The sequence below is a fragment of the Actinopolymorpha sp. B11F2 genome, from assembly GCF_040195635.1.
GTDB lineage: Bacteria > Actinomycetota > Actinomycetes > Propionibacteriales > Actinopolymorphaceae > Thermasporomyces.
Window position 1 is genome coordinate 544519 of sequence record NZ_JBEFTX010000001.1, and the last position, 21684, is coordinate 566202.

Below are 21684 nucleotides of genomic sequence, written 5' to 3' on the forward strand. Positions count from 1 at the left end.
GATGCCCCTTCCTTCCTCAGACGCCTACCGGGTGAGCTGACGGGTTCGGGCCGGGAAGTCGCCCTACGAAAGTCTCAGCTGCTTGGTGTGCGGCCGAGCACTCCGATTCACCCCGGGTACATGGTGGGTCCCCGGTTCCCTGTCAGATACATGCCCAACAGGGACTAAGCGAAGCATCTGCGCCGACCGGGCTGGTCAGCTCAAAGCGGACAGACACTTGGCGCGCGACTTTAGTGATCGGTCCGTGATCTTTCAAATCGTGGCGGCGTGTCGCTGTCAGGATGAGAAAAGACGCGCGGAAACACGCTGCGTAAGGACAATCACATTGAGTAACAAGATCAGCACAATGTCGTCATTCACTCACCGTCAGGCGCGACGACGGCCTCGATCACCGGTGACGGCCATGGTGGCGCTCCGCGGCAGTCGTGGCACCAAGCCGGAATCGGCCAGCACCCGCAACGCCGTCCGGTCAGCTTCGTCGAGCTCGACGTCTGCCAGGCCCACGTCGAGACCGGCCAGGCCGGCAACCGACAGCGCACCGTGAGGCAGGCCGGCACCCGTGCGAGGTCCCTCGGTCTCGGTCGGCGGGCCGCCGAGGAGCACGGTGACCACACAGTCGTGGCAGCCTCGACCTCGCATCGTGCAACGGTCACAGTCGATGTCCATCGGTCCTCCGTCATGCCTGGTGAGCGGCCACGCTGACATGGCACGCACGCGATGGCACCGACGCTAGACACGCCCGCCGACAGTCCCGCAGACTCACCGCAGACTCACCGCCGACTCACCGCCGACTCACCGCCGGCTCACCGCTGGAGCAGACGAACCAACGCGTCGGCGCGCACCGGTCGGGCTCCGCTCCGCCGCACGCCGTCCGCGATCTCGCGGTCACTCGACACCACGACGACGGGACGTCCTTCCGGCTCGGCGGCGGCGAGCTGACGGATGACGTCATCGGCAGTGACCCCGGCCGGGCTGAACATCACCCGCACACCGCGCGGCACCGCCAGCTGAGGTGGGGTGTCGAGCGTCGCGCCGTCGAAGACGCACGTGACCTCGGCACCCGTCTGGGCGACGATGCCGCCGAGCGCCGTGAGAAGCCTCGTCCGCTGGGTCTGGAGCGGCAGCGCCGGCCAGGCCGTCTTGGTCACGTTGTAGCCGTCGACGATGACGTGCACCTGAGGCAGTGCCAGCAGCGACTCGAGTGGTACGACGTCCTCCGGTCCCGCGAGCTGCCCGCCAGCCGCCGGTGACGCGGCCGCCACCGCGTCGGCGGGTCGGGAACGCAGTGGCGGGAGGGCGAGCTCACGGCGAAGCCCCTGCGCCGCGTCGACCAGGGTGTCGAGGAGCAGCCGGAGCCGAGCATCGGCCAGGTCGCGATCCTCTCTGCTCGTACGCCGCGCCGACTCGACCGCCGACTCCGCCTCCGCCAGCCGGGACCGGAGCCGCCGGACCTCCGCATCCATCCGCGCCACGTCCGCGGTCGCCCGTTCACGCGCCTTCGCGGCGAGTTCGGCGCTGCGCGTCGCCTCCGCCTCGGCCTCCTTCACCCGGTCACGGGTGTGCCGGAGCGTACGACGCAGAGTCGTGTTCTCCTCCTTCAGCGCCGCCAGCTCGGCCCGCAGGCGCTCCCGGCCCTGGCGGGCACTCGCCTGTGTCGCGGCGAGCTGGTCGCGCAGTCGGGCGGCAAGACCGGCCTCCCGCTCCCCGGCCTGGGTCGCGCTCTCCTGTTCGAGATGGTCGATGACCTCCTCGACGATCGCCGTCCAGCCGGCCGGGCGCAGCAGGTAGGCCGCGGCGGCCGCCTCCAGCGGATCGACGGCGCCGGGCCGGCGTCCCTCGCGCAACGCCGACGCCAGGTCCGGGACAGCCTCGGTGATGCGGGCGGCGACACGTTCCCGGAACTCCGGATCGGCATCGACTGCGGCCGCGATCGGTGTCGCCGCCAGGCGGACCCGGCGTTCGGGCTTGAAGCGGGCGAACGGCCGCAGCGAGGCGGGTACGGCAGCGGCGGGGAGCACACCGAGCGCGTCGGAGGCGAGAAGGACGACGCGCTGGCGCACCTGTTCCGGCAAAGGCCGGGACAGGTCACCTTCGCCCGACCCTGCCGGCTCGGCTGGTCCCGTACTCACGGCTGCGAGCGTAATTGGCGTTCCACAGGGCACCGACCAGCGCACTGCGGTTTCGGCCTCCTCCACATGGGCGAGATCGGCCAGGCAGAATGCCCGGGGTGGGATCAGGCGAGCAGAACCCCGTGCGCCTACCGCACGGCTACACGAACTTCACCCGTGTCGAGGGCACGGTCGTGGTGAAGACGTACGCAGGTCCCGACGCCGACCTGCGCCGAGACCGGGAACGCACGGCGCTGACAAGGCTCGCGGATCTGTTGCCCGTACCACCCCTGATCGACGGCGACGCGACCTCCGTCCGAGTGGGCCATCTCCCGGGCGTCCATGGGCAGGAGCTGCTGGCTCCCGACGTCGACAGCGCCACGGCGACGGCCGTCCTCGCCGCCTGCGGCGACACACTCCGCCGCCTCCACGGAGTCGTCCCGGGACCTCTGGTCCACGGCGACTACGGTCCCAACAACCTGCTGTTCGACCCGGAGACGCTTGTGGTGACGGCGATCCTGGACTGGGAGTTCTCCCACCCCGGCGACCCGATCGAGGACCTCGCCTGGTGCGAGTGGATCGTGCGTACGCATCATCCCGACCGGGTACCCCTGCTCGACGCGTTCTTCTCGGCGTACGGCGGCGACGTGCCTGGCTGGGCCACCCGACAGGCGGCCATGATCGCCCGCTGTCGCGAACTGCTCGACTTCTGCCGTCGCTGGGATCCCGATGGCGCGGGCGTCACGCTCTGGAAGCGCCGTCTCGCGGAAACGTCGACATGGCCCATGTGACGACGCGGCGGTCCGCGCCGCGTGGTTAACTTCGGCTGCGTGACGACCAAGAACCGCGCGAGCGTGCTCTACCAGGTGCGCTATGCCGTACAAAACCCGACAAAGGTGCCGGGGTACGCCCGCCGGCTGGCCCGTGACCTGATCCTGCGGCTGCGTAGTCGCGACCACGTGACCTACTACCGCGGGGTGATGCGGTCCGACGCCACCCGCAGCGCCGAGGCCGCGGTCGGCAGCAAGTCACACGCCCGCTGGCTCGCACTCGGAAAGATGCAGTTCGACTACCTCGTGGAGCACGGGTTCAAGCCCGACCACCGGATGCTCGAGATCGGCTGCGGCAACCTGCGGGCGGGCCGGCTCTTCATCGACTACCTCGACGCGGGCAACTACTACGGCATCGACATCTCCCCCGACATCCTCGTCGCCGCGCAGGAGACGTTGGTGAGCTACGGCCTGCGGGACAAGCTTCCCCATCTGACGCCGGTGCGGGACCTGCGTTTCGCCTTTCTGCCGGATGCGTACTTCGATGTCGTCCACGCCCACAGCGTGTTCTCGCACTCCCCGCTCCACGTCATCGAGGAGTGCTTCGCGCACGTCGGCCGGGTCCTTGCACCGAACGGCTTCTTCGACTTCACCTTTGACCGGACCGAGGGTGAGGAACACCACGTCCTCCGCGAGGACTTCTACTACCGCACCGAGACGCTCGTGGCGCTTGCCGAACGCCACGGTCTCAAGGCGCGCTTCATGGCCGACTGGGAGAAACGCCGGCACGGGCAGTCCAAGATCCGCATCACCCACGCCTGACGTCGGAGTCCGGCGACGGCGGCCACGTCCCGTCGGATGAGGACCGGCGCCGCCAGTGACCGCGCCGGCCGATGTCCCGGCGGGGATGCCGGAGTGCGACGACCGTGCCACGCGTGACGGCCTCCTTGAACGCGGCGGACACCCGCCCGGTGAGTACCGCACCGGTCGGACTGTCGTCCGGCCCCGTGAACTGCGTCACCCCGTCACGCCGGCCGAGGCTGATGTTCTGCCACACGTAGCGGATCCGGATCGGTTTCGGCGCGCGTCCCTCGAGCGTGGCCGCGATCGAACCGGCGACGTACCTCCCCATCGGCAGGCTGGTCTGGCACGACATGCGGCTCTCCGAACCGCCTGGCGTGGGAGCCGCCGCCACGTCACCGATGCCGTACACGTCCGGATGCGACACCGACCGCAGGGTGTCGTCGACGAGCATCCGGCCGCGCCGGTCGACTGCGAGCCCTGCGGCGCGGGCAAGGGTGGGCACGCGGAACCCGGCGGCCCAGACACACGCGGCGGCGCCGCGGAACGCCCCGTCACCGAGCCGCAGCCCGCCGGCGTCGACCTCGGCGACGCGCGCACCCTCGTGGACACCGATCCCCATCCGGACGAACGCCCGGCGGAGGTGACGCCGGGCACGTTCGGAGAGCCAGCCGCCCACCCGCTCCCCCGTCACCAGCTCGACTCGGAGTCGCGGATGCGCCTCGGCGAGTTCGGTGGCCGCCTCGATGCCGGTGAGCCCGCCGCCGACGACCGCGACGACTCCTCCTGACGGGACCGCCCGCACACAAGCGTGCAGGCGCTCGGCCTGACCCGCCTCGGCGAGGGTGTACGCATGCACGCGGACGCCCGGCACGCTGTCGACGTCCGCCCCACTGCCCCACGCGCAGACGAGCGTGTCATAGGAGAGGGAGCCCGGTGCCGCGTCCAGGCGTACCCGCCGACGTTCGACGTCGACCGCGCTCACCCGTGCGACGACCAGATCGACGCCGGTGCCGGCGAGCAGGCCCGGCAGCGGCAGGTCCGGCAGTTGCTGGCCCGTGGCGACCTGGTGCAGGCGTACCCGCTCGACGAACCGGTCGGTCGCGTTGACCAGCGTCACCTTGACGTCGTCTTCCGTACCGGTGCCGCGGACCAGGCGGGCGAGGCCCGTGGCGGCGCCGAGACCTGCGTAGCCGGCGCCCAGGACCACTATGTGATGCGTCATGCGTCTCCTCGAGGTGGGCGCCTCTTGAACCGGCGAGCCGGCCAGTCCGTGACAGCGGGAGGGCGTGAGGATGTTCACATCCTCAGGCCTCACGCCAGCTGCGCGGAGACGAAGGCCAGCTTGGCGGGACTGACGACGATGCGGACGGCGGCGACACGCCCGTCACGGATCTCGGGCACCAGCACCGCGGCCGGGGACCCGTCGAGTCGGATCACGACGCTGGCCGTCGCGTTGACCTCGCGGAACTCCACCCTCGCTCCGGCCGCCTCGGGTCGCCTGCCGACGCCGAGTAGGTAGCGCACGACCCGATCCCTCCCACTGACCGGCCGGCGGGCGGCCGTGACCTGGCCGCCACCGTCGGCCCACGAGACGACGTCCTCGGCGAGCAGGCGCTCGAGACCGGCGATGTCACCATCGACGGCGGCCGCGAAGAAGCGCTCGACCAGCCGGCGCTGTTCGTCGGCATCCGCCGCGAAGCGCCGCCGGTGGTCGCCGACGTGTCCCCGCGCGCGGTGGTACAACTGGCGCGCGTGCGCCTCGCCGATGTCGAGGACGGCGGCGATCTCCTGGTGGCTGTACCCGAACGCCGCCCTGAGGACGAAGACCGCACGCTCGGGCGGCGTCAACCGCTCCAGGAGCAGCAGGACGCCGAACGACACCGACTCCCGTTGCTCCACGGTGTCCATCGGACCGAGGGCACCGCCTTCGGTGAGGACCGGTTCGGGTAGCCACGGCCCGACATAGCGCTCGCGCTGGACCCGGGCCGAGGTGAGCCGGTTCAGGCAGAGGTTGGTGACGACGCGGGTCAGCCAGGCCTCGGGTACCGAGACGGTGCCCGGATCGGCTGCGAGCCAACGCAGGAAGGTCTCCTGGACCATGTCCTCCGCGTCCGCCGCGGATCCGAGGAGGCGGTACGCCAGACCGAACACTCGTGAGCGCTGCTGCGCGAACACCGCCACATCCGCCGCGGACCGGTCCCGGTCGTCCCGGTCGCCGTGGTCGCCGTGGTCGTCGTCGGGCTGCGCGGCGTCGGCGGCGGCGGCGGTGTCCATCCCGCTGATCGTAGGAGCGCGGCTAAGGGCCGGAGCAGGGCCGCGGTGGGTATGCCGGCCGAGCTCGGCCGACGGGTGGTCGGGTGCGGACAGAATGCCCATACCCGGCGCGTCGTACGGCCATCCTGTCGGTGTGCGCCCGTAGCGTCGCCGCCATGACCGCCCAGCCGACGAGCGAGCCAACGACCAGCGGCGCCTCGACGACCCGAGCGGTGCCCGGTCAGGGCACCCAGTCGCGGGTACCCGTCGGGGTGCAGGCGAGCTTCGACGAGCTGGGCACGCCGCTACGCGACCTGACGTTCTGCGTGGTCGACCTCGAGACGACCGGCGGGGCACCCGACAGCTCCGAGATCACCGAGATCGGTGCGGTCAAGGTCAGGACCGGCGAGGTGCTCGGCGAGTTCCAGACCCTCGTCAACCCCGGCGGGTCGATCCCGCCGTTCATCGCCGTCCTCACCGGGATCACCGACGCGATGGTCGCTGACGCTCCCGCGGTCGACCAGGCGCTGCCGGCGTTCCTCGAGTTCGCGCAGGGCTGCGTCCTCGTGGCCCACAACGCGCCGTTCGACGTCGGGTTCCTACGCGCAGCCGCGACCCGGCACGGGTTCTGGTGGCCGTCGTTCGACGTCGTGGACACCGCTCGACTCGCCCGCCGGGTCCTCACCCGCGACGACGCGCCCAACTGCAAGCTCGGCACGCTCGCTCGCTACTTCCGTTCGGCGACCACGCCCAACCACCGGGCCCTCGCCGACGCGCGGGCGACCGTCGACGTGCTGCACGGACTTTTCGAACGCCTGGGGCCGCTCGGCGTGCAGACCCTCGAGGAGCTGTCGACCTTCAGCTCCCGGGTCTCTCCAGCTCAGCGTCGCAAGCGGCACCTCGCCGACCGGCTCCCCCACGCTCCGGGCGTCTACCTCTTCACCGACGACCATGGCCGGGTGCTCTACGTCGGCACGTCGAAGGACCTGCGTACCCGGGTCCGCAGCTACTTCACCGCTTCCGAGACGCGTTCACGGATCGGCGAGATGATCGGCCTCGCCGCCGACGTCACCGCGATCGAGTGCGCGACGTCGCTGGAGGCCGCGGTCCGCGAACTCCGGCTCATCGCCGCGCACAAGCCGCGTTACAACCGCCGGTCGCGGTTCCCCGAGCGGGCCAGCTGGCTCAAGGTCACCATCGAACCCTTTCCTCGGCTTTCGCTCGTCCGCGACGTCAAGGCCGACTCGGCCACCTACCTCGGCCCGTTCGGGTCCCGCAAGGTCGCCGAGCAGGCGGTCGCGGCCCTGCACGAGGCGTTCCCGATCCGACAGTGCACGCAGAAGCTGTCCAGGTCACCCCGGGGCGGCTCGGCCTGCGTACTCGCCGACATGGGCCGCTGCGTCGCGCCCTGCGTGGGTGAAGTCGACGTCGCCGGCTACGCGGCTCACGTCGAGGCGGTCAAGGCTGCCATCGCCACCGACCCGCGCGACGTCATCGAGGCCGTCAGCGGCCGGATCCAGCGCCTCGCCGCGCAGACGAGGTACGAGGAGGCGAGCGTGCACCGCGACCGGATGGCGGCATTCGTGCGCGCTGCGGCCCGCACCCAGCGCATGAGCGCGCTTGCCCGGTGCCCCGAGCTCGTCGCCGCTCTCCGCACCGCCGACGGTGGTTGGGAGGCCCACGTCGTACGCCACGGACGGCTCGCCAGCGCCGGCGTCGTCCCGCCGGGCACGCCGGCGCGCGCGGCGATCGACGTCATCGCCTCCGCCGCCGAGACCGTCGAGCCGCCACCGCCCCCCACGCCCGCGGCCACCGTCGAGGAGACCGAACGCATCCTTCGCTGGCTGGAGCAGCCGGGTATCCGGCTGGTCGAGCTCGACGGCGAGTGGAGCTGCCCGCTCGACGGGGCGCAGCGGCACACGGCGTGGCTGGACACCGCGTACGCGGGGCACACCGGCGTCCCGTCCGACGACACCAGGCACCTACGCACCACCCACCAACCCGCCCGATAGGCGGCCCTCCCCCTCGCGCATGGGGACCCGGCATCCCATAGGTTCGGATCAGTGGTCCCTTCATGCGGGCCGGTACGACGCACTTTCGAAGGAGACACCGTGATCACGGCGATCGTGTTCGTCCAGGCAGATGTCGACCGGATCCCGGAGGTGGCCGAAGAGATCGCCGCGCTCGACGGAGTGAGCGAGGTCTACTCCGTGACCGGCGACCTCGACCTCATCGCGTTGGTACGCGTCCGCCAGCACGACGAGATCGCCGACGTGGTGGCCGACCGGCTCAACAAGGTTCCCGGCGTCCTGTCCACGCAGACCCACATCGCGTTCCGTGCGTACTCCCAGCACGACCTCGAGGCCGCGTTCAGTCTGGGCCTCCCCGAAGACTGATCACGCGTCGACTTGCCGACCCTGGCTAGCTTTGGAGCCATGACGGCCAGGGGCCCAGGGTGGTACGCCGACCCCGCGGGTACGCCGGGTGGGTTCCGTTGGTGGGACGGCACGCGCTGGACCGACGTCCTGACCTCTGACGCGGGATCCCCGCCACCAGGCGGGATACCCCCACCTGGGTTCGCACCACCGGGCGCAGTGCCACCACCGCCAGGAGCTCCCGGCCCGGGATATCTGCCGTACGACGGAGCCGCGGCCCGACCCCGCGACGGTGCCGACCCGTACACCGAGATCCTCAGCGCCGACACCGAATCGACCGACCGAGGCAAGCGCCTCACCACCGTCCTCGCCGTCCTCGCCCTCGTCGCCGCGGCCGCGGGCGTCACGTATCTTGCGTTCTTCCGCGGCGGCGAGACAGAGCAGGCCACGCCGGCCGCCACGCAGGAGCGTCCCTCCGATCAAGTCACGCCAGAGCCGGCTCCCGCCCCCGGCGATGTGGCACCGGACGACGAGACGACACCGGACGACGATGTCGTGCCGGATCCGACCGAGGTTCCCGACAGGCCCCGGTTGGAGTTCACAGCACTGCCGCGACCATGGACCGCCGACCCGGCCGCGGCGAACATCCTCACCGCCGGACAGGCACAGACGCAGGTGACCGAGCGCGAGTACAACGACAGGGACAACTGGGTCGCCCTGCTCGCGACAGGTGCCGCGAGCCGCGAGTGGTACGACCGCGACGACCTCGAAGGCAGCGCCAAGAGCGCCTCGGACTGGTTCGCCGACGAAGGCTTCACCGGCGCGGAGGTCGCCCAGCGGACCCGATCCAACAGGGCGCTGAGGATCGACGGTCGTCCGGCGTACCTGCTCGAACAGCACTTCACCTATCGGATCGACGGGCTCGAGTCCCGCGGCGAGGCGGTCACCCTCGTGGTGGTCGATCTGGGCCGTGGGTCGGGAGGGATCTTCCTCGCCTCGATCCCCGACACCCACCAGGAGCTACGCACCGATGTGGGCAAGGCGATGGCCACGCTCGAGATCACCGACTGAGCACTCGAGATCACCGACGGGGGCCCTCAGAATCACCGACCGGTCCGGCTGACACGGATGAGAAAGCCGTACTGGGCATTACGTCGCCGCGGCGTCGACCCAGCGGTCGAGGGCGGCCGCCGCCTTGCCGGAGTCCACCGAGTCCTCCGCCCGTGCGTAGCCCGTCCTGATCCTGTCGACCAGGGCAGCGTCGGAGGGGTCGTGGACGGCGAGGGCAGCGCCGGCGTTGAGAAGCACCGCGTCACGCACCGGACCCCGCTCGCCCGCCAGCAGCTGCCGGCACACGTGGGCGTTGTGAGCGACGTCACCACCGCGCAGTGCGCCCGCGGGGGCCGGGGGGAGTCCGAGATCGGCGGGGTCGAAGCGCTCCTCGACGACCGTGCCGTTCTGTACGACCCACACCCGCGAGGTCGTCGTCGTGGTCAGCTCGTCGAGGCCGTCGTCGCCTCTGAACACGAACGCGTCGTCACCCCTGGCCGCGAACACACCGGCCATCAGCCCGGCCATCCGCGCGTCGGCGACACCGACCGCCTGAGCCCGCGGGCGGGCCGGATTGGACATCGGCCCGAGGACGTTGAAGGTCGTGGGGACGGCGAGCTCCCGCCTTGTCAGGGCGGCATGGCGCATCGTGGGGTGGAAGCGCGGGGCGAAGCAGAACGTGATGCCGGCCTCTTCGGCCAGCGCCGCGACCCGGCTGGGCTCGAGATCGAGCGGAATGCCGAGCGCCTCCACGAGGTCGGCTGCCCCACACAGCGACGACGCGCTGCGGTTGCCGTGCTTCACGATCCGGGCACCGGCGCCCGCCGCGACGATGGCCGCCATCGTGGAGATGTTGACGGTGTGCGCGCCGTCGCCACCGGTGCCGACGACGTCGAGGGTGCGGCCCGGCACGTCGATCTTGGTGGCATGGGAGTACATCGCCTGGACCAGGCCGTCGAGCTCCTCCACCGTCTCGCCCTTGACCCGGATCGCGACGATGAACCCGGCGATCTGGACGGGCGTGACCTCGCCGGAGAGAATCTCGCCCATCGCCCACGAGGCCGCCTCGGCGCCGATGTCCTCGCCGCGCAGGAGCGCGCTCAGCAAATGCGACCAGGTGAGGTCCGGCTGATCCGCCATCGCAGCCTCCGTGGAGTCCGTGGGAGCGCCGGGGCTCAGTGCGCCGGCTGGGTGGCGAGCCGCCTGCGGGCCAGCTCGACGGTGGCCCGGCAGAGTGCCAGCGGGTCGAGGGGGTACGGCACTGCCGCGTCGGCCCGCGACCAGGTGGCCAACCATGCGTCCTGCGTACGCCCGGTCAGGAGCAGGATCGGCGGGCAGCGGAAGATCTCGTCCTTCAGCTGCCGGGACAACCCCATCCCGCCCGTGGGAACGGCCTCGCCGTCGAGGATCACGACGTCGACTCCCCCTGCGTCCAGCGTCTTGAGCACCGCCTGGTAGGTGGCGCACTCGACGAACTCGACCGGCGGGAGATCGCGGTCCGGCCGCTTGCCGATGCCGAACCTCACCTTGTCGCGCGTGTTGCGGTCGTCGGAATAGACCAGGACGCGCACCGAGCGCCGGTCAGACCGTGCGCTCGACCCGGCGTGGGACGAGGTGGCTTCAGCGCTCATCGGGATGTCCTCGCAAAGGATGCTCTCGTGGATGTGCGACGAGGTACGTGCTGTCGGCGATCGTACCGCCCACGACGCGGCCGCCCGGCGCCGGATATCCACGCTGGCCGTCGGCCTGGGGTGTCCCGCGACGCCCTGATCCCACCTCGGACCCATATCTCCGCCTGGACCCATGTCACGGACCAGCCGCCTGTCTCGTCATCAGGTCATCAGGGCAGAGGCGATCGGCGCTCCCGCACGAGGCAGGAGGGGACCGCACCATGGACGGTGACCTACCCGGGCGCGAGGCAGCCCATGTGCAGGCGTACGGGCGAGCGCTCGGGGGTGGCCCCGCCCGGCCACCCGTAGACCGACATAATGGCCGACGTGTCGACAGCAACCCTGGAGCCGGCGAGCCGTTTTCACGGCCTCCCCAACCGGCCCTCGATGGTCAGCGTGGGGACGATCGTCTGGCTCGCGAGCGAGTTGATGTTCTTCGCCGCTCTCTTCGCCTCATACTTCACGATCCGGGCGGTTTCACCCGACCTGTGGGCGCAGGAGACGGCCAAACTCAACGTCCCGTTCGCGTTCGTCAACACGACGGTGCTGGTGCTGTCGTCGGTGACCTGCCAGATGGGCGTCTTCGCCGCCGAGCGCGGCCAGGTGGGCCGCGAAGGCGGTGTTCTCAACGCCGCCAAGTGGGGCCTGCGGGAGTGGTTCGTCCTCACCTACCTGATGGGCGCGTTCTTCATCGGTGGTCAGGTGTACGAATACTCCGAGCTCATCGCCGAGGGCGTGACCCTGGCGTCGTCGGGCTACGGCTCGGTCTTCTACCTCACGACGGGCTTCCACGGGCTCCACGTCACGGGCGGGCTGCTGGCGTTCCTGCTGGTACTCGGCCGGACGTTCCTCGCCCGACGGTTCACCCACGAGCAGGCGGTCACCGCGATCGTCGTGTCGTACTACTGGCACTTCGTCGACGTCGTGTGGATCGGACTCTTCGCCACCATCTATCTCATCAAGTAGGGAGCGGGCCGAGGTGCCTTTTGGGGTCCGGGGTCGTCCCCGGGTAGATAGAGCGGGGTTCCGGGGTCGCTCCCGGGCACGTACTGCTGGGTTCCGGGGTCGTCCCCGGGCAGAGAAGGCCGGGCTGCCGGGGTTCTCCCGGATCAGCAGCGCCCTGTCAGCGAGGCGGCGGCACCGCTTCGCCGGAATTGTCGTGGTGTTGTTCGCGCTGGGGCTTTTCGGCGGCCTCTACGCCGTGGCCTCGCCGTCGTCGAAGGCCGCCGAGGAGTCCGCCCAGTCCACGCAGATCGAGCAGGGGCGGAAGCTCTTCGCGGTCAGCTGCTCGTCCTGCCACGGGCTCAATGCGGAGGGCACCGACCTGGCGCCTACCCTCATAGGTGTGGGTGCCGCCGCCGTCGACTTCCAGGTCGGCACCGGTCGGATGCCGGCGCAGCAGCCTGGGCCGCAGCTGCCGGCGAAGAAGCCTGTCTTCAACGACGAGGAGATCGCCGCGCTGTCGGCCTACGTCGCCTCGCTCGGCCCGGGTCCCGGCATTCCGGCCGCTGACGAGTACGCCACCGAAGACCTCTCCGATGCCGAGATGGCCGAGGGCGGCGAGCTCTTCCGTACCAACTGCGCGTCCTGCCACAACGTCATCGGCAAGGGTGGCGCCCTCACCTGGGGCAAGACCGCGCCCAGCCTCGACGGATCGACCTCGCGGCACATCTACGAAGCCATGCTCACGGGGCCGGCCCAGATGCCGGTGTTCTCCGACGCGGTGATCACGGTCCGGAGGACAAGAAGAAGATCATCGGCTACCTCGAGGCGGTCAAGAACGAACCCAGCCGGGGCGGCTTCAGCCTCGGCGGTCTCGGACCCGTTTCCGAGGGTCTGGCGGCCTGGATCGTCGGCATCGGTTCGCTCGTCATCATCGCCGTGTGGATCGCCGCGAAGAGCGCCACCAGCGGCAGCAACGGCAGGGCCAAGTGAAGGGGAACTCAGGCGACATGAGCAGCGATCTCGAGTCCCGCGGCGAGGTCGTGGTGCCCGACGGCGCTGGGGCCGAGGGCGACCCGATCCCCAACCCCGGGGTTCCGCCGCACGAGCCGCGCATCACCGACGTCGACGAAGCAGCCGCCACCCGGGCCGAGCGACAGATCGCGACGATGTTCGGCCTGGCGGCCGTGCTTGTCCTCGCGTTCGTCGTCGCGTACCTGCTCGTCCCCAAGCACGCGGCGTTCCTCGGGTTCGGCGCGTCCAACCTCGCGCTCGGCATGACGCTCGGTCTCGCGCTGCTTCTGATCGGGCTCGGCGCGATCCAGTGGGCCCGCCGGCTCATGGACAGCCACGAGATCGTCGAGGAACGGCACCCGGCGCGCTCCTCCGACGAGGACCGCGCCGAAGCGATCGCGACTGTCCGTCTGGGCGGTGCGGAGAGCGGCATCGGCCGGCGCACCATGATCCGGCGTACGCTGATCGGCGCGATGGCCGCCCTCGGCCTGCCCGTGGTCATCCTGCTCGGCGACCTCGGGCCGCTGCCGGGAAGCCGGTCCGCCCACACGATCTGGCGGCGAGGCACCCGCATCGCCAACGACGTGACGTACAAGGTGCTGCGCCCTGAGGACCTCGAGCTCGGCCAACTCGTCAACGCCGTACCGGCCAACCTCGAAGACCTGCCCGAGGGCTCCGAACGCAACAACGCACGGGCGAAGGCCGCGGTGATCCTGGTCCGGATGGAGGAGGGCGACTTCCGTACGCTCCCTGGGCGACGGGACTGGAGCGTCGACGGCATCCTCTGCTACTCCAAGGTCTGCACCCACGTCGGCTGCCCGATCAACCTCTACGAGCAGGTGGCGCGCCAGGTCCTGTGTCCTTGCCACCAGTCGACGTTCGACCTTGCCGACAGCGGAAAGGTCGTCTTCGGTCCAGCTGCCCGGTCCCTGCCACAGCTGCCGATCATGGTCGACTCCGAGGGCTACCTCGTGGCGCAGAGCGACTTCACCGAACCCGTCGGCCCGAGCTACTGGGAGCGCGGATGAGTACCGGCACGACGCCCAAGGCCGTCAGCAAACCGCTGGAGTTCCTCGACGAGCGGGTGGGGCTTGCGAAGCTGGTCAAGAAGGAGCTCCGCAAGGTCTTCCCGGACCACTGGTCGTTCCTGTTGGGCGAGATCGCCCTCTACAGCTTCATCATCCTGCTGCTGTCCGGCACGTTCCTCACCCTGTGGTTCAAGCCGAGCATGCAGGAAGTCGTCTACAACGGCGCCTACGGGCCGCTCCAGGGCGTGCACATGTCCGAGGCGTTCGCGTCGACCGTCCACATCTCGTTCGACGTCCGCGGCGGCCTGCTGATGCGGCAGATCCACCACTGGGCGGCGATGCTGTTCATCGCCGCGATGACGGTCCACATGCTGCGGGTGTTCTTCACCGGTGCCTTCCGCAAACCACGGGAGATCAACTGGCTGATCGGCACCATCCTGCTGCAGCTCGGCCTGATCGAGGGCTTCACCGGCTACTCCCTCCCCGACGACCTGCTGTCCGGCACGGGGCTGCGCTTCGTGGAGGGCCTGATCCGGTCGATCCCGGTGGTCGGCACGTACGTGTCGTTCTTCACGTTCGGTGGTGAGTTCCCCGGCGACACGATCATCCCGAGGTTGTACGGCATCCACATCCTGCTGCTCCCCGGGCTGATCCTCGCGCTCATCGCCCTGCACATCGCGCTGGTGGTCTACCACAAGCACACGCAGTACCCCGGGCCGGGCCGGACCAACAGGAACGTTGTCGGCTACCCCCTGATGCCGGTCTACACGGCGAAGGCCGGTGGCTTCTTCTTCATCGTGTTCGGCGTCACGGCCCTCATGGGCGCGCTGCTCCAGCTCAACCCGGTGTGGAACTACGGGCCCTACAACCCGTCCCAGGTCGGGGCGGGCACCCAACCCGACTGGTACATGGGGTGGGTCGAGGGTGGCCTGCGGATCATGCCCAACTGGGAGACCCACATCGCCGGGTTCACCATCAGCTGGAACATTTTCATCCCGGGCTTCGGCCTGTTGGGGCTGCTTGCGATCGTCCTCGCGATCTATCCGTTCATCGAACGCTGGGTGACCGGCGACGCCCGCGAGCACCATGTGCTGGACCGGCCCCGGAACCAGCCGACCCGGACCGCCTTCGGGGCCGCGGGGATCACGTTCTACGGCCTGCTCTGGATCGGTGGCGGAAACGACATCATCGCCACCACCTTCCACATCGCGATCAATGACATCACCTGGTTCCTGCGGTTCGCCATCTTCATCGGCCCGGTGATCGCGTTCCTCGTGACGAAGCGGATCTGCATCGGACTACAGCGTCGCGACCGGGAGACACTCCTGCACGGCATGGAGGCTGGCATCATCATGCGGCTCCCGACGGGCGAGTTCATCGAGGTGCACAAGCCGGTCAGCCAGGATGACGCGTTCGTCCTCGCGTCCCACGAACGGCAGGAGCCGATCGAGGTCGGCGACGGCGTGGACGCCAACGGCGTCCAGGCGCCGAGCCATCGGTTGCGGCGGCTCCGGGCCCGGGCGTCCCGCTTCTACTTCGGCGATGTCGTACAGAAGCCGACAAAGCCAGAGCTCGAGGCCGGGCATGACCATGAGCACGCACACAACGGCCACCGCGAGGTCAGCAGTCACGAGAGCAGCACCTCAGACCAGAAGCGGTAGGTAGGCCGTCCCAAGGCGCACAAGACGCGGCCTGAGCGGGTGTCCCGCCGAGATGGTGGCGGGGTACGCCGTCTCCCGTCTGGTGGTAGGGATCGACCGCACATCGATGGGCCGGTGTATCCACTCCCGGAACTGGGAGGGCTACACCGGCCCATCGATCTGGCTGTTCCGACTCGGGCTCTCTTGCTCGGTAGCTGTGGTCCGATATCTCCTGCTCGGTAGGTGTTTGGTCCGATCTACCCCGTGACTGTCCACGCCCGCACACCACGACACGGGTTCCAGCGTTCTGGTCGTGGTTTGCCCGACGCGTGCCAGGCCGGTGAGTACTCGGCGCGGGGCCTAGCGTCCAGCCTTCTCCTGCTTGGAGCCCGTGGCCGCCTTCACCGGTTGCGGCGCCAGGGCGCTGCCGGCCTTGTAGTCCTTCCAGGAGAAGTTCCAGTCGCCGAAGCCGTTGCTCGGCTCCATGGCGTCTCCTTCCGGACTGTGCACCTCCACCGGGTCACCGACGTGCGAGACCCCCCAGAGCCAGCCGGAGTCGGCGCTGTTCATGCCGACACATCCGTGGCTGACGTTGGCGCTCCCCTGCGATCCGGTGGACCAGGACGCGGTGTGGAGGAACTCGCCGCTCCAGGTGACTCGGAGGCCCCAGCGCGACAGGAGCCGGTAGTGTTCCGCCGCGCCGATCGCTTCGTTCCTGAACAGGATGTTCTCGCGCTTCTCCAGGATCACCTTGATGCCGTCCCGCGTCCGCCACCCGGGCTTGCCCCCGGTCACGGGAATCGTGCGACGAAGCTTGCCGTCGATGTAGACGCGGGCGTGGTGGTCGGCGAGGTTCACCTTGGTGATGACGGAGTTGGTGATGCTGAACCGCCGCACCTTGTCCGTCACGCCCCAGGCGCCGTTGTCGGCGCGTACGCCTCGCATGTGGGCCTTCACGGTGACCTTGGTGTGCGCCGGCCAGTACGACTTGGGTCGGTAGCGGACTTCCTCGTCGCTGAACCAGTGCCATGAGCCTTCGACCGGCTTCGACGTCTGGACTTCGAGCCGCTTCTCGACCGCCGCCCGGTTGGCTACCGGCTCGTCGAACTTCAGCGTGATGGGCATTGCGACGCCGACGCTGCTGCCCTCCAGCGGCATGATGTCGGTGCCGAGTTCCTTCGCCGGCTTGAGCGTGCTGAAGGTCTGGATGACCTCCGTCGGCTCACCCTCGGCATTGAGGGCGGTTACCTCGACCTGGTAGACGGAATCTGCCGCGAGGGCGACGTTGGAGGACCACGCCGTCTTGCGATCACTCAGCGTGCCCTTGACCTTCGCGCCGTTCGCGGCGGTAACAGCGATCTTGCTGAGCGTGCCACCGCTGACCGTGGCCTTGACCGCAGCGTCGAGCGGGACGTTCACCCGGTTGTCGGCCGGTGCGATCGTGACCTTGGCCGGTGGTGTCGGATCACCCACCTGTGCGGCAACGATGCCGCCCTCAGCAGAGTCCTCTCGCGTCTCGGCCGAGCCGCCGCCCGACTGGCAGGCGAACAGCAGGGCTGTGGACATCATGACCGTAAGAAAACCGATGATTCGCGCTGGCGCCGAGCGCCCCCGTACTGCCATCTCGACTCCCCTGTGCCGATGACTTCGCCAAGCCCCGGCAATCCCCTCATGAAGGCACCCTTCGGGTATAAGGACGCCCACCGGCCCTGAGAAGTTGCCCGTCGATCAGTGCAACACAAAAGATTACCCAAACGGAAGGGCCAGCGACGCTTAGTGAGCGTGTTCACCACGGTAATACTCGAAGACCAGGCCCAGGACGGAGACGGTGCCAAAACCGGCACCGATGAGAAAAAGCCACCATCCGAACACGATCCCCAGCACGCAAATGGAAAGCGACAACCCGCAGAAGAGGGGCCACCAACTGTGTGGGCTGAAGAACCCGAGCTCACCGGCGCCCTCGGCGATTTCGGCGTCCTTGCGGTCCTCGGGTCGCGGACCGATCCGGCGGGCCGTCAGCAGGGCGTAGAAGGCCACCAGGAGGGCGAGCAGGGTCGTCAGGACAAGCGCACTCGTGCCGGTCGGGTCGTAGGACAGGAACCAGTAGATCGGGGTGACGATGACGAAAAATATCCCGAGGATCGCAAAGATGATGCCTTCGACCTTCACGACCGATCCTCCGGCTTCTGTCCGCTGACTTCCTCGATGTGCTCGCGCCGTCCGGTGTCGTCCGGTGCGTCGACCACATGGTCCCCGCCTTCGAGCGTCGCCATGTCGAGCATCGCGATCTCGGGGTGATGCAGGTCGAACGCCGGGCTGTCCGAGCGGATCCTCGGCATCGACGTGAAGTTGTGCCGAGGCGGCGGGCAGGACGTGGCCCACTCCAGGCTGCGCCCCCAGCCCCACGGGTCGTCGACGTCGACGCGGGGGTTCTTGCGCGACTGGATGACGTTGAGCAGGAAGGGCAGCGTCGACATGCCGAGCAGGAACGCACCGACCGTCGACACCATGTTGAGGGTCGTCCAACCGTCTGTGACCATGTAGTCGGCGTATCTACGTGGCATTCCTTCGATACCGAGCCAGTGCTGAATCATGAATGTCAAGTGGAAGCCGACGAACAATGTCCAGAAATGAATCTTTCCAAGGTATTCGTCAAGCATTCGTCCGGTCATTTTCGGCCACCAGAAATAGAACCCGGCGAACATAGCGAAAACGACTGTGCCGAATACGACGTAATGGAAGTGTGCGACCACGAAATAGGTATCGCTGACATGGAAGTCCAGCGGCGGTGCGGCCAGGATCACACCGGTGAGTCCGCCGAAGAGGAAGGTCACCAGGAATCCGATCGACCACAACATCGGCGTCTCGAAACTCAGGGACCCGCGCCACATGGTGCCGATCCAGTTGAAGAACTTGATCCCGGTCGGCACGGCGATGAGGAACGTCATGAACGAGAAGAACGGCAGGTTGACGTTCCCTGTCACGAACATGTGGTGGGCCCACACGGCGACTGAGAGCGCCGCGATGCTGAGCGTGGCGATGATCATCCCGACGTAGCCGAACAACGGCTTGCGGCTGAACACGGGAAGGATCTCGGTGATGATCCCGAAGAACGGCAACGCGATGATGTAGACCTCAGGATGGCCGAAGAACCAGAACAGGTGTTGCCACAACATCGGCCCGCCGCTGGCGGGATCGAAGACGTGCGCGCCGAACTGCCGGTCGGCCTCGAGCATCAGCAGAGCACCGGCCAGAATCGGGAACGCGATCAGCACCAGGATGCTCGTGACCAGGATGTTCCAGGTGAAGATCGGCATCCGGAACATCGTCATCCCTGGCGCCCGCATACAGAAGATCGTGGTGACGAAGTTGACGGCGCCGAGAATCGTGCCCAGACCGGCGATGTAGAGGCCCATCACCCACAGGTCGCCCCCGACGCCCGGCGAGCGCACGGCGTCCGACAGTGGCGCGTATCCGGTCCAGCCGAAGTTGGCGGCTCCACCGGGTGCGAGGAATCCCGAGAGTGTGATCAGCCCGCCGAACAGGAAGAGCCAGTAGCTGAACATGTTCAGCCGCGGGAACGCGACGTCGGGTGATCCGATCTGTAGCGGCATGACGACGTTGGCGAAGCCGACGAAGAGTGGAGTGGCGAACAGCAGCAGCATGATCGTGCCGTGCATGGTGAAGAGCTGGTTGAAGATCTCCTCACCCTTCTCTTCACCGAGGATCTGGACGCCTGGCCGGGCCAGCTCCGATCGCATGATGAGCGCCATCAGTCCGCCCACCAGGAAGAAGGCGAACGACGTGATGAGGTAGAGGTGGCCGATGACCTTGTGGTCGGTGGTCGTCAGCCACGACACGACCATGCTGCCGACCCGACGCTCGCGTTCCGGGGGCGTCACACGCTGGTCCGCCTGCGGGCGGTCACCGAGAATCGTCACTTGCTCGCTCCCTCAGGCTGTCCGGTCTCGACGCCCACCTGGGTCGATGTGTGCGCACCTCCGGTGTTCTCACCGGTCTGGCCCCTGGCCTCGAGTCCCTCGAGGTGCGCGATGTACTCCTCCTTGCTCACCACGTGCACCGTGAAGAGCATCCGGGCGTGGTAGGTGCCACACAGCTCGGCACACTTGCCGGCGAACGTCCCCTCCTTGGTCGGGGTGAGCTCGAAGTAGTTCTCCTTGCCGGGAATGACGTCGAGCTTGAACAGGAACGCCGGGACGAAGAACGAGTGGATGACGTCCGGCGAGTTGAGCCTGAAGCCGACGGTCTCACCGACCGGGAGGTACAGGTGCGCGTTGCGGTCCGGCGTACCGGCCTCCCAGACCGTCTCACCGATCTCGGGATTGTCGAGGTAGTTGAAGGTCCAGCCCCACTGTTGGCCGATGACGTTGACCGTGTTCGTCGGCGGCTTGTCCGGGTCGACCTCGAGGATGGCGTTCTGGTCGCGCACCGTGAAGATGAAGAGCACGGCGATGATGACGAACGGCACCGCTGAGTAGAGGATCTCGATCGGCAGGTGGTAGCGGGTCTGGGGCGGGACCGAGTCGTCGCGGCGGCGGTAGGCGATCACCGCCCAGATGATGAGACCCCAGACGATGACACCGACCGCGAGGGCGGCGATCCACGCGCCCTGCCACAGGCTCAGCACGTGGGTGGCCCGGTCGCTTGCCGGCGCCGGGAGGCCACCCCTCTTCCAGGTGTCGATGTCCGTGGCAGAGCACCCGCTTGCGGCGACCGCCACGAGCCCCAGGAGCAACGCCGCGCCGATCCTGCCCAGGACACGGCGCGGTCCACGATCACCAGCGTTCGACCTCACCGGATGCCCTTCTCCCTCTGACCCGAGCTCGCTCTGGACGCGAGCGACGCCACCGGCCCTGCTGAACACGCCCAACTCGGCCGGTACAACCTCGACATAGCAGCGACAGAACCCTACTCGGCGCCTCCTGCGGCCCGGTGAAGCCCCCCGCGCCCCGAGGACCCGGCCGTCACACCGGCTCGGGCGTGACAATCGCCGCGGATCGCAGGAGGGGCTCGACCTCCGCGGCCGCCTCGTCGCCGTACGCCTGCGCCAGGCGGGTGAGAAAGGTGTCGGCGGCGAGCTGGTACTCCTGGGGCCCCGTGGTCTCGATCACGTGGGTGGCGAGCAGGCAGCCGACCTGGGCGGCGCGCTCCATCGACAGTCCCCACGCGAGGCTGGCCAGGAAGCCTGCCCGGAACCCGTCGCCCACGCCGGTCGGGTCGACCTCGGCCCGCGCGGGTACGCAGGGCACATGCAGCGTCGGCTCACCGGCCCGGTCGATGCGTACGCCCTTCTCTCCCAGGGTGGTGATGCGCACCTGCACCCGGGTGAGGATCTCCGCCGGGCTCCAGCCGCTCTTCTGCTCGGCGAGCGCGGCTTCGTACTCGTTGGTGAACAGGTAGGTCGCTCCGTCGACGAGCGATCGGATCAGCTCGCCGTCGGACCACGCCAGCTGCTGGGAGGGATCCGCCGCGAAGGCGTACCCCCGGTCGCGGCACTCTTCGGTGTGGCGCACCATGGCCGCGGGGTCGTTGGCCCCGATGAGCACCAGGTCGAGGCCACCGACCCGCTCGGCCACCGGCGCGAGTTCGATCTCGCGGGCCTCCGCCATGGCACCGGCGTAGAAGGTCGCGATCTGTGCCTGGGTGGTGTCGGTCGTACACACGAAGCGGGCCGTGTGCCTGAGCTCGGACACGTGGACGGAGTGGCAGTCGACACCGTGGCGCTCCAACCACGAACGGTAGTCGCCGAAGTCCTGACCGACCGCACCCACGAGCACCGGGCGGAGGCCGAGGCGGGACATCCCGAACGCGATGTTGGGTCCCACGCCGCCGCGCCGCACCTCGAGTTCGTCCGCCAGGAAGGACACCGAGATCTTGTCCAGCTGGTCGGCCACGAGGGAGTCGCGGAACTTGCCGTCGAAGGTCATGAGGTGGTCGGTCGCGATCGATCCGGTCACCGCGATACGCACGGAGAAGTCCCCTTCGGTCTGGCGGGCAGTAGTCGACGCC

At 68.8% G+C, this 21684-nt stretch carries 19 protein-coding genes, 1 pseudogene and 1 riboswitch; of the genes and pseudogenes, 9 read left to right on the top strand and 11 right to left on the bottom strand.

Features of this window, described 5'->3' with window-relative positions; genetic code table 11:
- Positions 1-6: 6 nt before the first annotated feature.
- Positions 7-181: riboswitch (cyclic di-AMP (ydaO/yuaA leader) on the bottom strand.
- A 185-nt stretch (positions 182-366) separates the two neighbouring features.
- Both ABN034_RS02455 and ABN034_RS02460 read right to left on the bottom strand, forming a co-directional pair.
- The gene (locus ABN034_RS02455; protein WP_349689316.1) at positions 367-666 is read right to left on the bottom strand and encodes a hypothetical protein; all 300 of its coding nucleotides are present in this window, start codon (positions 664-666) and stop codon (positions 367-369) included.
- Between the two features lie 137 nt (positions 667-803).
- Positions 804-2129 (bottom strand): NYN domain-containing protein, encoded by a 1326-nt coding sequence (locus tag ABN034_RS02460; RefSeq protein WP_349689317.1) that lies wholly within the window; start codon positions 2127-2129, stop codon positions 804-806.
- A 98-nt stretch (positions 2130-2227) separates the two neighbouring features.
- Here ABN034_RS02460 and ABN034_RS02465 point away from each other — a divergent pair, with 98 nt between their 5' ends.
- Together ABN034_RS02465 and ABN034_RS02470 are read left to right on the top strand one after the other, a co-directional pair.
- Positions 2228-2899, top strand: coding sequence for a phosphotransferase family protein (locus ABN034_RS02465; protein WP_349689318.1), 672 nt, complete (start codon positions 2228-2230; stop codon positions 2897-2899).
- Between the two features lie 39 nt (positions 2900-2938).
- Positions 2939-3700: a class I SAM-dependent methyltransferase gene (locus tag ABN034_RS02470; RefSeq protein WP_349689319.1), complete on the top strand. Its 762-nt coding sequence runs from the start codon at positions 2939-2941 to the stop codon at positions 3698-3700.
- On the opposite strand, the gene ABN034_RS02475 is transcribed toward ABN034_RS02470, so the two are convergent.
- Both ABN034_RS02475 and ABN034_RS02480 read right to left on the bottom strand, forming a co-directional pair.
- Positions 3687-4904 (bottom strand): NAD(P)/FAD-dependent oxidoreductase, encoded by a 1218-nt coding sequence (locus ABN034_RS02475; protein WP_349689320.1) that lies wholly within the window; start codon positions 4902-4904, stop codon positions 3687-3689. The genes ABN034_RS02470 and ABN034_RS02475 overlap by 14 nt on opposite strands.
- Positions 4905-4993: 89 nt before the next feature.
- The gene (locus ABN034_RS02480; RefSeq protein ID WP_349689321.1) at positions 4994-5956 is read right to left on the bottom strand and encodes an RNA polymerase sigma-70 factor; all 963 of its coding nucleotides are present in this window, start codon (positions 5954-5956) and stop codon (positions 4994-4996) included.
- A 155-nt stretch (positions 5957-6111) separates the two neighbouring features.
- On the opposite strand from ABN034_RS02480, the gene ABN034_RS02485 reads away from it, so the two are divergent.
- From ABN034_RS02485 to ABN034_RS02495, 3 genes are all read left to right on the top strand, one after another.
- Entirely contained in the window at positions 6112-7947 is a 1836-nt protein-coding gene (locus ABN034_RS02485; RefSeq protein ID WP_349689322.1) for a DEDD exonuclease domain-containing protein, read from the top strand.
- A 99-nt stretch (positions 7948-8046) separates the two neighbouring features.
- Positions 8047-8331 (top strand): Lrp/AsnC family transcriptional regulator, encoded by a 285-nt coding sequence (locus tag ABN034_RS02490; RefSeq protein WP_349689323.1) that lies wholly within the window; start codon positions 8047-8049, stop codon positions 8329-8331.
- Between the two features lie 39 nt (positions 8332-8370).
- The gene (locus ABN034_RS02495; protein ID WP_349689324.1) at positions 8371-9381 is read left to right on the top strand and encodes a DUF2510 domain-containing protein; all 1011 of its coding nucleotides are present in this window, start codon (positions 8371-8373) and stop codon (positions 9379-9381) included.
- Positions 9382-9459: 78 nt separating this feature from the next.
- Here the strand turns inward: ABN034_RS02495 and trpD are convergent, their stop codons facing one another.
- Together trpD and ABN034_RS02505 are read right to left on the bottom strand one after the other, a co-directional pair.
- Positions 9460-10500, bottom strand: a complete 1041-nt coding sequence (gene trpD / locus ABN034_RS02500; protein ID WP_349689325.1) for an anthranilate phosphoribosyltransferase — start codon at positions 10498-10500, stop codon at positions 9460-9462.
- A gap of 35 nt (positions 10501-10535) precedes the next feature.
- Positions 10536-10991 carry a response regulator gene (locus tag ABN034_RS02505; RefSeq protein WP_349327862.1) on the bottom strand — a complete coding sequence of 152 codons (456 nt, stop codon included), beginning with the start codon at positions 10989-10991 and terminating at the stop codon, positions 10536-10538.
- Positions 10992-11348: 357 nt separating this feature from the next.
- Between ABN034_RS02505 and ctaE the strand changes: the two genes are divergently transcribed.
- The 4 genes and pseudogenes from ctaE to qcrB all read left to right on the top strand — a co-directional run bounded on the left by ctaE (position 11349) and on the right by qcrB (position 15675).
- Positions 11349-11996: an aa3-type cytochrome oxidase subunit III gene (gene ctaE / locus ABN034_RS02510; RefSeq protein ID WP_502877576.1), complete on the top strand. Its 648-nt coding sequence runs from the start codon at positions 11349-11351 to the stop codon at positions 11994-11996.
- Positions 11997-12138: 142 nt separating this feature from the next.
- A pseudogene (gene qcrC / locus ABN034_RS02515) lies at positions 12139-12965 on the top strand (cytochrome bc1 complex diheme cytochrome c subunit).
- A gap of 17 nt (positions 12966-12982) precedes the next feature.
- Entirely contained in the window at positions 12983-14014 is a 1032-nt protein-coding gene (gene qcrA, locus ABN034_RS02520) for a cytochrome bc1 complex Rieske iron-sulfur subunit (protein WP_349689326.1), read from the top strand.
- Positions 14011-15675 carry a cytochrome bc1 complex cytochrome b subunit gene (gene qcrB, locus ABN034_RS02525; protein WP_349689327.1) on the top strand — a complete coding sequence of 555 codons (1665 nt, stop codon included), beginning with the start codon at positions 14011-14013 and terminating at the stop codon, positions 15673-15675. Before qcrA ends, qcrB begins: the two co-directional genes overlap by 4 nt.
- A 339-nt stretch (positions 15676-16014) precedes the next feature.
- Here qcrB and ABN034_RS02530 read toward each other — a convergent pair whose 3' ends face one another.
- The 5 genes from ABN034_RS02530 to ABN034_RS02550 form a co-directional block, all read right to left on the bottom strand.
- Positions 16015-17223, bottom strand: a complete 1209-nt coding sequence (locus tag ABN034_RS02530) for a L,D-transpeptidase (RefSeq protein ID WP_349689328.1) — start codon at positions 17221-17223, stop codon at positions 16015-16017.
- Positions 17224-17427: 204 nt separating this feature from the next.
- Positions 17428-17823: a cytochrome c oxidase subunit 4 gene (locus ABN034_RS02535; protein WP_349327858.1), complete on the bottom strand. Its 396-nt coding sequence runs from the start codon at positions 17821-17823 to the stop codon at positions 17428-17430.
- On the bottom strand, positions 17820-19520 hold the full coding sequence (ctaD, locus tag ABN034_RS02540; protein ID WP_349689585.1) for an aa3-type cytochrome oxidase subunit I: 1701 nt from the start codon (positions 19518-19520) through the stop codon (positions 17820-17822). Before ctaD ends, ABN034_RS02535 begins: the two co-directional genes overlap by 4 nt.
- Positions 19521-19591: 71 nt before the next feature.
- Positions 19592-20470: an aa3-type cytochrome oxidase subunit II gene (gene ctaC / locus ABN034_RS02545; RefSeq protein WP_349689329.1), complete on the bottom strand. Its 879-nt coding sequence runs from the start codon at positions 20468-20470 to the stop codon at positions 19592-19594.
- 169 nt (positions 20471-20639) lie between these two features.
- Complete coding sequence (locus ABN034_RS02550) at positions 20640-21644, bottom strand: carbohydrate kinase family protein (RefSeq protein WP_349327856.1); 1005 nt, start codon at positions 21642-21644, stop codon at positions 20640-20642.
- Positions 21645-21684 lie beyond the last annotated feature (40 nt).

Excerpts from the sequence above, each read along its gene's own strand:
- trpD (WP_349689325.1), bottom strand. The coding sequence starts at position 10,500 with ATGGCGGATCAGCCGGACCTCACCTGGTCGCATTTGCTGAGCGCGCTC.
- ABN034_RS02485 (WP_349689322.1), top strand. The coding sequence starts at position 6,112 with ATGACCGCCCAGCCGACGAGCGAGCCAACGACCAGCGGCGCCTCGACG.
- qcrA (WP_349689326.1), top strand. The coding sequence starts at position 12,983 with ATGAGCAGCGATCTCGAGTCCCGCGGCGAGGTCGTGGTGCCCGACGGC.
- ctaD (WP_349689585.1), bottom strand. The coding sequence starts at position 19,520 with ATGGTCGTGTCGTGGCTGACGACCACCGACCACAAGGTCATCGGCCAC.
- qcrB (WP_349689327.1), top strand. The coding sequence starts at position 14,011 with ATGAGTACCGGCACGACGCCCAAGGCCGTCAGCAAACCGCTGGAGTTC.
- ABN034_RS02505 (WP_349327862.1), bottom strand. The coding sequence starts at position 10,991 with ATGAGCGCTGAAGCCACCTCGTCCCACGCCGGGTCGAGCGCACGGTCT.
- ABN034_RS02480 (WP_349689321.1), bottom strand. The coding sequence starts at position 5,956 with ATGGACACCGCCGCCGCCGCCGACGCCGCGCAGCCCGACGACGACCAC.
- ABN034_RS02455 (WP_349689316.1), bottom strand. The coding sequence starts at position 666 with ATGGACATCGACTGTGACCGTTGCACGATGCGAGGTCGAGGCTGCCAC.
- ABN034_RS02530 (WP_349689328.1), bottom strand. The coding sequence starts at position 17,223 with ATGATGTCCACAGCCCTGCTGTTCGCCTGCCAGTCGGGCGGCGGCTCG.
- ABN034_RS02495 (WP_349689324.1), top strand. The coding sequence starts at position 8,371 with ATGACGGCCAGGGGCCCAGGGTGGTACGCCGACCCCGCGGGTACGCCG.
- ctaE (WP_502877576.1), top strand. The coding sequence starts at position 11,349 with ATGGCCGACGTGTCGACAGCAACCCTGGAGCCGGCGAGCCGTTTTCAC.
- ABN034_RS02475 (WP_349689320.1), bottom strand. The coding sequence starts at position 4,904 with ATGACGCATCACATAGTGGTCCTGGGCGCCGGCTACGCAGGTCTCGGC.